Source organism: Gilvimarinus algae (assembly GCF_030518215.1).
In the GTDB taxonomy this organism is placed as follows: domain Bacteria; phylum Pseudomonadota; class Gammaproteobacteria; order Pseudomonadales; family Cellvibrionaceae; genus Gilvimarinus; species Gilvimarinus algae.
On sequence record NZ_JAULRT010000046.1, the window covers coordinates 24234 to 37110 of the forward strand.

11 protein-coding genes are annotated in these 12877 nt (G+C 57.6%); 7 read left to right on the plus strand and 4 right to left on the minus strand.

The genetic code is table 11. The features are described 5' to 3' along the window. Positions 1-85: 85 nt before the first annotated feature. Positions 86-1003 carry a pirin family protein gene (locus tag QWI16_RS06285; RefSeq protein ID WP_302711933.1) on the plus strand — a complete coding sequence of 306 codons (918 nt, stop codon included), beginning with the start codon at positions 86-88 and terminating at the stop codon, positions 1001-1003. Here QWI16_RS06285 and QWI16_RS06290 read toward each other — a convergent pair. Next, positions 997-1191 (minus strand): hypothetical protein, encoded by a 195-nt coding sequence (locus tag QWI16_RS06290; RefSeq protein ID WP_302711934.1) that lies wholly within the window; start codon positions 1189-1191, stop codon positions 997-999. The two genes, QWI16_RS06285 and QWI16_RS06290, sit on opposite strands and share 7 nt — an antisense overlap. Positions 1192-1381: 190 nt before the next feature. Next, complete coding sequence (locus tag QWI16_RS06295) at positions 1382-2245, minus strand: hypothetical protein (RefSeq protein ID WP_302711935.1); 864 nt, start codon at positions 2243-2245, stop codon at positions 1382-1384. A gap of 130 nt (positions 2246-2375) precedes the next feature. Between QWI16_RS06295 and QWI16_RS06300 the strand changes: the two genes are divergently transcribed. After that, on the plus strand, positions 2376-3431 hold the full coding sequence (locus QWI16_RS06300) for a sensor domain-containing diguanylate cyclase (RefSeq protein WP_302711936.1): 1056 nt from the start codon (positions 2376-2378) through the stop codon (positions 3429-3431). Here the strand turns inward: QWI16_RS06300 and QWI16_RS06305 are convergent. Continuing rightward, entirely contained in the window at positions 3406-4893 is a 1488-nt protein-coding gene (locus QWI16_RS06305; RefSeq protein WP_302711937.1) for a glycosyl hydrolase family 79 N-terminal domain-containing protein, read from the minus strand. The two genes, QWI16_RS06300 and QWI16_RS06305, sit on opposite strands and share 26 nt — an antisense overlap. Before the next feature lie 67 nt (positions 4894-4960). Between QWI16_RS06305 and QWI16_RS06310 the strand changes: the two genes are divergently transcribed. From QWI16_RS06310 to QWI16_RS06325, 4 genes are read left to right on the plus strand one after another with little or no spacing between them, the layout of a single operon-like run. Beyond that, entirely contained in the window at positions 4961-5254 is a 294-nt protein-coding gene (locus QWI16_RS06310) for an acylphosphatase (protein WP_302711938.1), read from the plus strand. 53 nt (positions 5255-5307) lie between these two features. Next, the gene (gene xrtH / locus QWI16_RS06315; protein WP_302711939.1) at positions 5308-5841 is read left to right on the plus strand and encodes an exosortase H; all 534 of its coding nucleotides are present in this window, start codon (positions 5308-5310) and stop codon (positions 5839-5841) included. Further along, positions 5825-6457 (plus strand): exosortase H-associated membrane protein, encoded by a 633-nt coding sequence (locus tag QWI16_RS06320; RefSeq protein ID WP_302711940.1) that lies wholly within the window; start codon positions 5825-5827, stop codon positions 6455-6457. Before xrtH ends, QWI16_RS06320 begins: the two co-directional genes overlap by 17 nt. A gap of 44 nt (positions 6458-6501) precedes the next feature. Beyond that, on the plus strand, positions 6502-7053 hold the full coding sequence (locus QWI16_RS06325) for a BLUF domain-containing protein (protein WP_302711941.1): 552 nt from the start codon (positions 6502-6504) through the stop codon (positions 7051-7053). Positions 7054-7331: 278 nt separating this feature from the next. Here the strand turns inward: QWI16_RS06325 and QWI16_RS06330 are convergent, their stop codons facing one another. After that, a complete protein-coding gene (locus tag QWI16_RS06330) occupies positions 7332-8282 on the minus strand; it encodes a DUF808 domain-containing protein (protein ID WP_302711942.1) in 951 nt (316 codons plus the stop codon). 520 nt (positions 8283-8802) lie between these two features. On the opposite strand from QWI16_RS06330, the gene QWI16_RS06335 reads away from it, so the two are divergent. Beyond that, on the plus strand, positions 8803-12877 hold a 4075-nt coding region (locus QWI16_RS06335; protein ID WP_302711943.1), incomplete at its 3' end, for an inverse autotransporter beta domain-containing protein.

Genomic DNA, 12877 nt, shown 5'->3' on the forward strand with positions numbered 1-12877 from the left:
GCGGCCTGATAGAGCCGCCGGGGCCCGCTCACTCAGTGTGGTGAGGCGGGCACCCACCACAATAATAACGACTCAGGAGCGCCCGATGAGCTGGCTACCGGATATGGAGCCCGACTGCCTCAAGCAGCAGGAGCAGGTTCCCGTGGAGACGGTAATCGTCCCCAACCTTCGCGATATAGGTGATTTTTCAGTCCGCCGGGTACTGCCGGCACCAGAGCGGCGCTCCGTGGGCCCCTTTGTGTTTTTTGATCATATGGGGCCGACCGAGTTTAAACCCGGCCAGGGCCTTGAGGTGCGCCCGCATCCCCACATTGGTCTGTCGACACTGACGTACCTCTATGAAGGCAGCATCGTCCATCGCGACAGCCTGGGCTTTAAACAGGTGATTCATCCGGGGGCCGTCAACTGGATGACCGCCGGGCGCGGTATTGTCCACTCTGAGCGCTCGCCGGAGGCCACCGGCAGTGCACCGCGCCGGCTGATGGGCCTGCAGGTGTGGGTGGCGCTGCCCAAGGAGCACGAGCAGCGCGCCCCGAGCTTTGTTCACTACAGCGTGTCCAGCCTGCCAGAGGTGGAAGAGGCCGGGGCCAGTGTGCGGATCATTGCCGGTGATTGCTTTGGTGCGCACTCCCGCCTGGAGACCCTTTCTCCGCTGTTTTACGCCGACGTTCGCTTGCAGCCCAGTAGCCGTATAAAAATTGACGCCGAGTATACCGAGCGCGCGCTCTATGTTGTGACCGGTAGCATTGAGGTGGACGGCTGCGTCTTCAGTGACGGCCAGATGGCTGTGTTGCGGCCGGGGGCTGAAATTGTGGTTTACAGTGAACGGGGCGCGGCTTTTGCCGCCGTGGGTGGCGAGCCCATGGACGGACCGCGCCACCTGTGGTGGAATTTTGTCGCCAGCGACAAAGCGCTCATCGAAAAAGCCAAGCTTGATTGGAAACAGGGCAAATTTGGTCACGTGCCGGGCGATAGCGAATTTATCCCGCTACCGGATCACTGAGCGCTCTTTTCCTGTCCACCCGCTGAACGCGCTGTCTGCTCATCGATACCGCGGCTGACCTCCATGCAGTTTTCGTAGGCCTCTTCGGTGGTCTCCCAGCTGCACGAGTAGTGGTTATTGGTTTGATTGTGACTGCAGCCCGTAGCCAGCAGTAACAGCGATAGTGTGTAAATCAACGTCTTCATCATAATCTAACAGCCCAATAAACCTTAAACCCCGGCGATTTTATACGTGGTATAAAAGCTCGGGACAAGTGAGAGTCGACTTGCATAGACATTGGGTTCTGCGGCGATGGGCTGGTTCCGCTTTCGACACTTTGTGTTGATCGGCCCGACTCCCAAAGAGTCGGGCCAGGACTTTATCGTAGGCGGATAACGCTTACTTGCGGCGGCGTAGGCTACGCAGGCCAAATGCGGCAAGCAATGCGATAAGGATAAATTGACCGACCTGGTTCATTATGGGTAGAGCCACTGCTGGACCGGGCGGCGGTGGTGCTATCACAGAGTCGTTGTCAACGGCAAAGCCAGTGATATCAGTGGGATCTATACCATTGTATGCGGCATCGGCACTGGTCGAAGAAGCGGTGGTAATGGTGAAAGCTAAGTCGCCGTCGACCAGCGCGTCGTCTATCGCAGTAATCTCAAAGGTAGCGCTGTAGCTGTTACCGGCCGTCAGAACTACAGAGCCTACGGCTATGGAAGCCTCACCCGAGGCAGTTGATAAGCCTACAGTGACGTCCGCGCTGGGTGTGATATCAGTGCCTGCGCTAACGGTGATGATTTGTGAGGTGCCCTCAGTGATCCAGAGGCCGCTGCTGGGCTCGACAATAATGGCAACTACACCATCAATATTTTGGTTGGTAATGGTGACGCTATCCTCTGCCACCGGGCCAGCGGGATAAGCGCCGCCAGTAGAAGTAGAGTTATTGTCGACGTTGTACATTACGTCGCCATCATTGCCGTCACCTGAGGCGCCGGGGGTAATGGTAATGTACTGAGGTGTGTCCCAATCGGCATCGGTAAAGTTGATCGGCCCTGACACGCTGCCCTCTGAGGTATCTTGGGAGTCGGGCGTAACGGTGACGATTTCGCCAGCATCTGGCGGGCTGTCCAGGACCACCTGATACTGCACGTTTCCACCGTCTTCAGTGGTGGTCAGTGTGGTCGGTGTGATGACAACGGCCGCTTGCGCCGCCGAGGCGCCCAGACAAGCCGCCAACAGGCTTAAACGAGATAACTTCATAGTTCCCCCAAGTGCTCTTTGTATGATGGTTGAGCAGGGAGAATAGCAGAAATAGGCGCCATATCGGTTTTATTTCTCAGGTGCTATTCTCCATGGGTGTACAGTCGAGCTTGATAAATAGGGAGTGGTCATGAAACAGCCGAGTATCAGACAGGATGAACCTCAGCGTCTCGCCAGCCTGTATCAGCTAAATATTTTGTTTACGCCGGCCGAAGAGCGCTTTGATCGCATCACACGCCTGGTGCAGCAGGTGTTTGGCGTGCCTATCGCATTGGTGTCGCTGGTGGGCGAGAGCTGCCAGTGGTTTAAATCGGCTCAGGGGCTGACGGCCGATCGCACGCCCAAGGAAATTTCCTTTTGCGGTCATGCGGTCTATCGCGAGACGCTACTGGAAGTGAGCGACGCCCGTGAAGATCCCGACTTTGCCGATAACCCACTGGTAAAAGGCGAGCCCTTTATTCGTTTTTATGCCGGTTGCCCCGTCATGCACGACGGCAAGCCGATGGGGACGCTCTGCCTGATTGATACCAAGCCGCACAAACTGACAGAGTCTGAGCGGGAAATGCTGCAGTCGCTGACACATTGGGTCGAAACCGAATTGCGTATCAGCGCCATGGGCGATGTGCAGCGCCAGTTGATTGCCGAGCTCGGCGAGTCGCGCCGCGACGCTATGCTGGACCCCCTGACGCAAACCTGGAATCGTCTTGGGCTGGACACTTTATTCAAGCGCGAGCTGAATTACGCACGTCACAGTCGCCAGCCACTGGCTTTGATATTGGTGGACCTGGATCACTACAAAGCCGTGAATGACCGTTACGGTCACCTGGCAGGGGATGGGGTGTTAAAAGAGGTGGTCGCCCGTCTGCGCAAGATTCTGCGACCGGAGGATATTATCGCGCGCTTTGGCGGTGACGAATTTGTGGTGCTCTGTGCTAACAGTAATGAGCAACGGCTGTTCGCGGTGGCCGAGCGCATTCGCCTCACGGTCAGTCAGTCGCCAGTGCGGACGGAGGGCGCGGAGATAAGCGTTAGCGTGACTCTGGGCGCTGCCTGGGCCGAAGTGAATGAACAGACACTCCCTGCCGATTTACTCAATACGGCGGATCGCGCGCTCTACGAGGCTAAGGCTGCGGGACGCAACTGCGTGCAACTCTTGCCGGTTACTGCCGATAGCACCAAAAATTGATGCTGTAGCCCGGCACCCTATCCGTGTGCTCCAGCTGCGGAAAATCCTTTAGGGTTAACTCCCCCTTTTTTAGCTTGGGCCTGACACCGTTGATGTAAATTTTGCGGCTGGTCAGGCGCTTGGCCGTTAAGCTAAAGCGCTCCAGGGCTCGTCCAGCTTCGCCGATGTGTACACGAACCCCCTGCGGCTTGAGATTGACGATCATTAAAGTGATCTTGCCGCCGTCCGGATGCCGGTGGCAGTAAACGCGCAGGTGTTTGTCCGAGTGGTAGCAACGGTAGACAGCCGTGCCCATCACTCTCACCCAGACCCAGCTCAGCCAGTAATCTGGCCGCGGCTTTAAGGTGAGCCGGTCGATAAGCCCGTAATCCCCACCCACCAGGCTTTGGCGCACCATCACCTGATGCCCGTGCAGCGCACCCTGGCCCAGTTGGTCGGCCCACCAAAAGGATGAAATAAACCGGTCGGACAAGGCTGGCTGACCACCACACTGGGCCGAGCCGGTCTCCCCCGTCCAGAGCACCGCTTGTGGCTGGTAGTTGTCGCGCCAGAAAGACAATGTCTGCGAGTAGCGGCCGAAATCGGCAAAGGATTTGGGGTTGAGCAAAGTGCGCACTGTGGCGGCGCGGGTGCGCACGGGCGAGCGGCTACTCTGAAAGGGGTAGTAGTGCCAGTTGACGATATCAATAGGCAGGGAAAGCTCCTGCAGAAAGCGCCGGGTGATGTTGGAAAAGGGTTTGAAAGTCTCCCCCAGCCTTGGCCAGAAGGCGCTGCCCGGGCCGGAAATTTTGGCCTCGGGATAGCACTCTCGTACGTGCTGGGCAAAGGTGGTGTAGTCGGTGGCCAGGTCACGGGCGCGCGGTTGAGCGCGCAAGCCGTGAAAGGCCCAGTAGGCATTGAGCTCGTTGCCAAGCTCAAACACATCGATGCGGTAATCATTGGCCAGGCTATAGTCGAGCAGCGCCTGTACCTCATCGCCGCACCACTGGCCGTGGTGTTTGCGGGCAAAGAGCCCGTACTTGACGGTAAAAATCAGGCGCAGGTCATTGCGCTGAACAAACTGATGCAGTCGGTCCCATTGCTTGCGCGTTAACACCAGCGCGTCCGGTTCGCTATCGGGCGCGGTGAAATAGTGGATTTTGTCGGCCTCTGAGCCGCCGATGCGCAAATAGGAGGGCCCCAGCTCTGTGACCAGCCGGTCGAGCTTGGGGTTTTTTAACTGCAGGGGCGGAACACGTAGAGTACCCAAGCCCCTGCGGGTGCCCTCGCTGCCCTCCCACCAGTAGCCGCCGGCAAGTACCGAGATATCAATGGAAAAGGACAAATAGCGCTCGCAGATATGCGCAATGGGCCGCTCTGCATCGATGGCAATGTGCGCAGCAGATGACACGGTACCGGAGCGAGCGGTATAGTGCCGTCTCAATCGGGCGTACCAGCGCAGTGGGCTCAGAGCAGTCAACATGGGATATCGCATTGCATAGACTTTCGCACGCGATGGTAACGGCAAAAGATGAACAAGAGGTTTCACCGTGTCTGAGAAAACGCGCCGTTATTTGATCAGTGGTAAAGTTCAGGGGGTTCACTACCGCGCAAGTACCGAGGCGCGCGCCCAGGAGTTGGGTGTCAAGGGCTGGACCCGCAACCTGACCGATGGCCGGGTGGAAGTGCTGGCCAGCGGTTCGCAGCAGCAGTTGGCGGCTCTGGCGGACTGGCTGGAACAGGGGCCGGAGCGTGCGCGCGTGGATGAGGTGCTGGTCAGCGATGAGCCCGAGCAGCTGTTTCTCGGCTTCACCATCGAGGCAACTGCCCCTGCGGCCGTTTAATCACTTGGCGAGTATAATTGCCGGGTAAATAATAGATTTTTGGAGTTCGGGACGTGCTGCGTTTTTTCTTGACGTTTTTTCTGGTGATGGCCGGGCTCTTTGTGTTCGAGCTGACCCCGGTAGGGCAGGCCTATGTGGTGGAGCCGCTGACCACAGGTTTGGCTCACAGCTCGGCGGTGTTGATTGAGCTGTTCGGCCGCGACTTGGCGGTCAACGGTATTGTGATGGTCGACAAGCTGACCGGCTTTGCCGTGCAGATCGTCGCAGGCTGCAATGGCATCGAGGCGATGATCTTGCTCGCCGCCGCCATCATTGCCTTCCCGGCGCCCTGGCGCTATCGGGGCCTGGGCCTGGTGCTGGGCCTGATCTCAATACAGTTACTCAACCTGGTGCGGATTGTCTCACTGTTTTACCTGGGCATTTGGCACAAGCCCGCCTTTGAATGGGCGCACTTGTACATCTGGCAAGCCCTGATCATGCTCGATACCCTGCTGGTGTGGCTGGTCTGGATTCGCTATATCCCCAGCAAGCAGAATGATGATGAGGCGGGCTCGCCCCCCGGAGGCGCCAGTGTTGTCGCAGGCTAATCCGGCGTTTTCGCCGGGGCGCTACTTTCTTCGGGTATTGCTCTGGCTGCCCGTGTTCTTCGCCCTTTGGTACTTTCTCGCCGGCTTTTTCAATATTATTCCGGGGCTTCTGAGTCAGTGGGTGATCAATCTTTTGCACGACGGTGCGGTGGTGCAGCTCGATTCCAGCGGCCGGCAGATTGATTACGTGACCTCGTTTATGGCGCAAATGCCCGGTCAGGAGCGCGCCGGGAATGTCGTGGTCACTCTCAACCCGTTGATTTACTCCTGGAACATTCCGGTCTTACTGGCCTTGTGTTTTGCTGTCAGTGATAACCTCTTTTCCAATGCCAGGGTTGTGCTGGCCATCGCCGGGCTCTTTCCGTTGCACGCCTGGGGTCTGACGGCCGAGTTTTTTGTCACTGTGTTGTTTCGCCAGGGCCCCGAAGTGGCCGGGCAGATGAACGTGTCTCAGTGGCAACTCGAGCTGGCGGGGCTGTGCTATCAATTTGGCTACCTGATGCTGCCAGTCATTGGTGCCGTGTGCCTCTGGTTTCTCGCCAACCGGGCGCTGGTGGAGCAACTGATCCGCGAAAAAGCGCCCGCACAGTCCCGGGCACCGAAAACACATCCATAAGCCTTTGAAAGACGTAATTCCTTCGCTAATAGACGGAGGGGTTTATGCTCATTCAATTGTGTTATGCCAGTCGGGCCAACTTTCAGCCTACCGCCGCCGGCAGTGGCGTCGAGCCGACCGTGGCTCGCATTCTGCAGGCCTCGCGCCGCAATAACAGTCGGGTGGGGTTGGGCGGCGTGCTTTACTACCGCGACAGTTGTTTTTTTCAGGTGCTGGAGGGGCCTGAGCGAGAGATACAGGCCCTGCTGATTAAATTGCGTCAGGACGACAGGCACACCGACCTCAAGGTGCTGAGTACCGGGCGCATCACCGAGCGCGAGTTTGACAAGTGGTCGATGAAATACACCCATCTCGATGAGACGGTCAACGCCTGGCTGCAGAGCAAGGGCATCAAAACCTTTGACCCTCTGGCCTTTGACGCTCCTCTGGCCCATGAATTCAGCGGTGTCCTACGCAGCAGCAGTGAAGCGCCCGAGCCGCAAGGGCAGACAGGTACTGTGCCTTCTGCTCAAGGCCGGTCGCTGCAGCGGGTGTGCCTCACACTGGTCGTGACTCTGGCGGCCCTAGCCGCGGCTTTATGGTATGTGTTTTCCTAGGGCCTGTTCACACTAATTATATGCAGCCTGTTGTGACTAAAAATTTACCAATCAAGGCGTGAGGAGAGAGGTTTGGTCATTCCAAATGAACGACGAGCAACGTGGAGTGGTGGATTTTTAGCCACAACCCGAAGGGCTGAAGCCAGTTTTGTCCCCAGCGTTGTTGCCGATCGCTTATTTGGAGTGACCAAACCACGCTCTCAGCGCCTAGCTGGAAACAAAACTGGCTTTCAGCAGGCGCATATAATTAGTGTGAACAGGCCCTAGAGTCCGGCTCTCTATTGGCTGTGATGGGATGACCCGGAGCCCGAACGCAGCGCTTTGATGGCTGTGCTTAGCCCCACGAGCGCAGCGCCTGCGGCCAAGCCGGCCACGGCATTGATCAGGGCGGGGGTGAGCGCCCCGGCCAGAGCTCCGATGCTGGGTAGCTGGGCGGCCCACTGGGCACTGGCCTCGCTTAGATGATGCAGACTGCTCACCCCGTGCACCAGAATGCCGCCGCCCACCAAAAACATAGCGGCGGTGCCCGCTACAGAGAGAAATTTCATCAGCCGTGGTGCGGCCGCCAGCAAAAAGCGCCCCAGTGCCTGCCGGGCAGATTGCGGTTGCTGGCTGAGCCAGAGCCCGGCGTCGTCCATTTTGACAATGCCGGCCACCAACCCATAGACACCAAAGGTCATGCCCAGCGCGATGATGCTCAGCACGGTCAGCTGGCTCGCCAGTGCAGCGCCGGCCACGGCGCCGAGCGTAATGGTGATAATCTCCGCTGAGAGAATAAAGTCGGTGCGAATAGCGCCTTTGATTTTGTTTTTTTCAAAGGCCAGCATGTCGGTGTTGCTTTGCGCCAGTGCTTGCAGGCGTGCGCGATGTTCGCTCTCGGCTTCTTCTTTGCTGTGCAGCCACTTGTGCGCAAGCTTTTCAAAACCCTCGTAGCACAAAAAGGCCCCACCCAGCATCAGCAATGGCATGATCAGCCAGGGCAGAAACGCGCTGATAAGCAGCGCCGCCGGCACCAGGATTGCTTTGTTGATCAGCGAACCTTTAAACACTGCCCAAACGACTGGCAGTTCGCGTTCGGCTCGCACGCCGGTCACTTGTTCGGCATTGAGCGCTAAATCGTCGCCCAGCACGCCCGCGGTTTTCTTGACGGCGACTTTAGTCATGACCGACACGTCGTCAAGTAGGGTGGCAATGTCATCAATCAAGGCCAGTAAGCTGGTGCCTGCCATAGTAAGCTCCGGGGTTGGTTGGGTTTTTCGGCGCAGGGGATGGCGTCCCGAGCCAAAGTGCAAAGACAAGACTTGCCTCGGAGCCCGCTTTGTTCAGTCGCAGCTCCGCTGATCCCTGAGATAGCGAGGCTGCAGTGTGCCACACAATTCTCTCGTGTTGCTGGGTTGCAGGGAGAATCCACCTATTTAGGTGGTGTCTTTTGCCGCCATGAGCGCCTAAAATGGGCGTCAGTCATGCGTCGATGCAGAGTCAATCTGCTCACTAAGAGTCCCATCGTTTTAGCATCTTTACTCCGGTTGCAATGGCAAGGTAGTCCGTGGTTCGTCCGATCCCGTTTTGGCGTCAGGATCAACCTCTTGGCAGGTTTTGCAACGGTTATAACCGCGCCTGACAAATAAGAAAATATTCTTCTTGTCTGTGAGTGGGTTCACACGGTTAGAATAGACGCAATAACATTAATTATTTGGATTGGGCGAAGGTTTCAGGAAGCCCGATAAATGGAATAGCAGGAGGCGCACTGTGTCGCATTTATCCTCTCTAGGCAGTTACAGCAGTCTTGGGGTTCTCGCCGCCGTATTGGCTGGCACTCCCCTCGTCAGCCAAGGTGCTGACAAAACACCGCAACCGGCCACTAAACCCAAGTGGTACTCGACAACCTTTTACGCGGGCGCGCGCCTTGGGGACGACCGCACCATTGGCGAGCTGGGCTTACTGGTGCCTGTGTTGCAGGCGCCGCACAGTAATTTCTACGCCGATTTGCGTGGGCGCATCGACGAAGACACCAACGAGTTCAACCTGGGCTTGGGTTACCGCCAGGTGCTCGGCCAGGAGTCTTTCCTGCTGGGGGGGTACTTTTATCGCGACCGGCTGGAATCTGAGTACGACAACAGCTTCGCCCAGTACACTCTGGGACTTGAAGTGCAGGGGCCGTCCTGGAAGCTCGGGTTCAACCACTACGAGCCGGACGATGATGAGGGCAAATCGGTCGCGCCAGCGGAGACTGTGGTCACCGGTAACCCCAATGCCACACCTGAGTTGGTGTGGGAGGCGCAGCAGCTCTACTTCCTGCGCCCAGGCGGCACCGAGACGGTGACCCAGTGGCGCGAGTATGCCCTCGGTGGCAACGACATTGAACTCAGCTATAAGCTGCTGGGCAGCGAAACCCAGGAGCTGTGGCTCTCGGGCGGTTACTACCGGTTTGACGCCGATGGTCTGGATGAAAAAGCCGAGGGGCCGCGGGCAAAAATCGAGTGGCGCCGCGATATCGATGTCCTGCCCGAGGGCTCACGTATCGAGCTTGGCCTGCAGTGGCAGGACGATGATTTGCGCGGCGACCAGAGCTATCTGAGCTTTGGCATTCATATTCCGCTTGGCGGCAAGAGCCGCAGCCGCGGTGAAGACTATCGCCGTTGGTACGAAGACCGCATGACCGATCGGCCGGTGCGCGATGTGGATGTGATTACCGCGGCGCAAAACCATGTAATTGAGCGGCGCGAGCAAGAGGCCGTGCGCGAATCGGTGGTCTTTGCCGATGGTCCCTGGGCCGGACGTGAAGTCGGCAGTGTGGTCTTTGCCAGTGCCGATGGCAGTGGTTCAGGCGCACCCGATAGCCCCACCAGTTTTTCCAGTGCGGTTAACGGCTCGGGCGATGGTTCGCGCGTGGTGTTTGTCAGCGGTGAGCATGCCGGAGCCAGTGTTGAGCAAGACGACCTGTTTATCGTCTCTGGCGGCGGCCTGAGTGTGCGCAGTGCCGACAACAATGAGTTGATCGGTGTGTTTGGTGCCGATACCGCTGGCGCCGAGTTTACCGACACAGTGACTTTTACGGGTGACGACATTGTTGTCCAGGGCGTGGATTTTACCGGTGGTCTGCAGCTGCAGGGACTGAATAACTTTACCCTCTCCGGCAGTGACTCCGGCGATGTACAGTTGGACAATGTCTCCGGCGATATCCTTTTTAACGATGTTAATTTCAGTGGCCTGCACGCCACCGGCGGCAGCGCCAATTTCGTTCACGCCAGCGGCAGCCTGCATCGCAGCACCGACGGTTTTGTGGTGGATCTTGCTGAGGTTCAGGGCGGGCAGTTTACCTTTCAGCAAACCGTGAGTGCCGCCTCCATGGCCAGCGGTGTACGCATTCACAATTTGGCGGATACCAGCGTCGCGTTTAGCGGTCTCGACTTTAGCGGGATCCAGGGGCCGGGCGTGCTGATCGGCGGCGAGTCAGCAGCCACTGCCAGCAGCGCAAACCTGCAAAAAGAATCCGGCACCAGCATCCAGCTTGGTAGTGTTGTCATGCACAATACGGCCGGCAATGCTCTGGAGATTTCCGGAGATTACCAGGTCAGCGCCGGCGCCATCAGCTTGTCTGACATTGGCGGTTCGGGTTTGGTGTTTGCCGGTGCTACCGGTTCCTTTACCAGCGGGGCCATCAGTATAAGCAATGTGGCGCAAACCGGATTGGATTTTACCGACAGCAACACAGCTTTCTCTTCTGGCAGCCTGAGCATTGCCGGCGCCAATGTGGGCATTGACCTGACCCGTTCCAGTAACAGCATCGACATCGCCAATGGTGCTTTGAGTGGTTTTGGTGATGTGGGTGTGCAATTCAACGCAACCGACACTCTCGCCGATACGGCCGGCTCCCAGTTCACCATGGGCGGCGGCTCTATTGCGGCGGCGCCTGGCAGTTATGTGCTGGACGCCATCGGCCTGGATGAAAACTCGGGTCTCTACGACTTTACCGGGGTGGCGTTTGACGGTGAATTTTTGTTTGATCTTACCGACGCCGGCGAAGGATTGTTTTATGTCGCTGCCAATGCCACGGGCAGTGGCGACGGCAGCAGCAGTGCCGATCTGGCAAGCATTGAAACAGCGCAGGCATACGCCGACAGCAGCGCCAGCGATGTAACCTTTGTGTTGGTCAACGATGGCAACGCCATTGATGTATCGACTCTAGCCGGTGGCAGCTTTGTGCTTGGCGATGGTCAGGGGCTGGCGAGTTTCAATGACGATCACACCAGTGAAATTGGTATTCCTAAAAACCTCATTGGTGATTTTGGCTCTATCGGTCTGAAAGACCCAACGGGTCACGGCACCGCGACGCTGACGGGCGGTACGGGCAGTTTGATTACCCTGGGCAACAACAACGTTATCGAGGATATTATTCTCGATGGCGGCAGCAGTGGCCTGTTTGGCGATGGTATTGAAGGTCTGGTGCTGAGCGATGCGCAGTTCCTGAACACCGCAGGCTACGCGCTGAATTTCAGCGATATTTCTGGCGTCTTTACCCTTACTGATCTGGTCTTTGAGGGCAACCAAAGCTATTTGCTGATCGATGGCTCCAGCGCAGACTTTACCGCCGACGGTTTTACCGCGAGCGCCAACGGTGGTCCACTGCTGTCGATCACGGGTCAAACTGGCGGCAGTATTCAACTGGGGCAGCTGCAATCAGTGTCGGGTAACAGCTCGGGCTCAGTGAGAAGTCAGAGCCAGTCCGGCGGATCGCTGGCGATCGCCGGCATCGAGATCGCAGAGTTTTCCGGCAACGCTGCCGTGTCCTTTACCGGCCGTGGCAATGTCAGCATTGGCGATCTCAATCTCAACCTGGTGCGTGGCGATGCACTGGTGGCCGATGGTGTTCGTCTGCAAATTGCCAATGGCGGAAGCCTTCGTACCAACAATGGTGCCGTGCTCGCACTGAGCGATGTCAATGCCTCAGGCGGCATTCGCTTGGGCGATCTCTACTCCCGCGGCAGCAACCAGACCGCAGTCTTGCTGGAGGACGTATCGGGCGATATTGATGTAGGCAACATTGATATTGTGAACCCGTCCAATACCGGTATCAGTTTTGAGGACTTCAGCGGCGATTTTACCGCAAGAAGCCTGGATATCAGCGGGGGCGATACCGCGATTGACCTGACCGACTCGGGCGGTGATATCGTCATTGCGCAAGGCGGTGTCATCCAAAGCTTTTCCGGCGTGGGTGTTCAGTTCAATCGCACCGGCTCTCTGGCAAACTCGGCCAACGCCGATTTCCGCTTCGGCGGCGGCACTATTACTGCCAGTGGTTCGTCCTATGTGATGGACGCCATGGGGCTGGACGAAACCCGCGGGACCTACAATTTTAGCGGCGTTAGTTTTACGGGCGATTTCCTGTTTGCGGAAGACCCCAATCAGGTCGGTGATTTGTTTTTTGTCGCCAGCACCGCCACCGGCGATGGCAGTGGCAGCGACGAAAATAACTACGCCGATGTTGCCACGGCGCAAATACAAGCGAGCACCGGCGACCTGACGACGTTTGTGTTCGTCAATGACGGCAGCGCCATTGACGTTGGTGCCGGCGGCTTTACCTTAAGCGATGGTCAGGTGGTCAGCGGCTTTGGTAACGACAATAGCTTCGGCCTGCTTGTGCCGGAAAACTTGATTGGCGATTTCTCCGGCGCCGGAATTGAAGACCCGACGGGCAACGGCGCAGCGATGCTGACCGGTGCGACCGGTGCGGTGCTTAACCTGGCCAATGCCAACCTGGTGGAGCACATCACGATTGGCAGCGCGGTGGATGGTATCGGTGCGCTGAACATTACGGATGCGA

Bases quoted from the DNA above. Each gene is read 5' to 3' on its own strand.
- QWI16_RS06285 (WP_302711933.1), top strand. From the start codon at position 86: ATGAGCTGGCTACCGGATATGGAGCCCGACTGCCTCAAGCAGCAGGAG.
- QWI16_RS06290 (WP_302711934.1), bottom strand. From the start codon at position 1,191: ATGATGAAGACGTTGATTTACACACTATCGCTGTTACTGCTGGCTACG.
- QWI16_RS06295 (WP_302711935.1), bottom strand. From the start codon at position 2,245: ATGAAGTTATCTCGTTTAAGCCTGTTGGCGGCTTGTCTGGGCGCCTCG.
- QWI16_RS06300 (WP_302711936.1), top strand. From the start codon at position 2,376: ATGAAACAGCCGAGTATCAGACAGGATGAACCTCAGCGTCTCGCCAGC.
- QWI16_RS06305 (WP_302711937.1), bottom strand. From the start codon at position 4,893: ATGTTGACTGCTCTGAGCCCACTGCGCTGGTACGCCCGATTGAGACGG.
- QWI16_RS06325 (WP_302711941.1), top strand. From the start codon at position 6,502: ATGCTCATTCAATTGTGTTATGCCAGTCGGGCCAACTTTCAGCCTACC.
- QWI16_RS06330 (WP_302711942.1), bottom strand. From the start codon at position 8,282: ATGGCAGGCACCAGCTTACTGGCCTTGATTGATGACATTGCCACCCTA.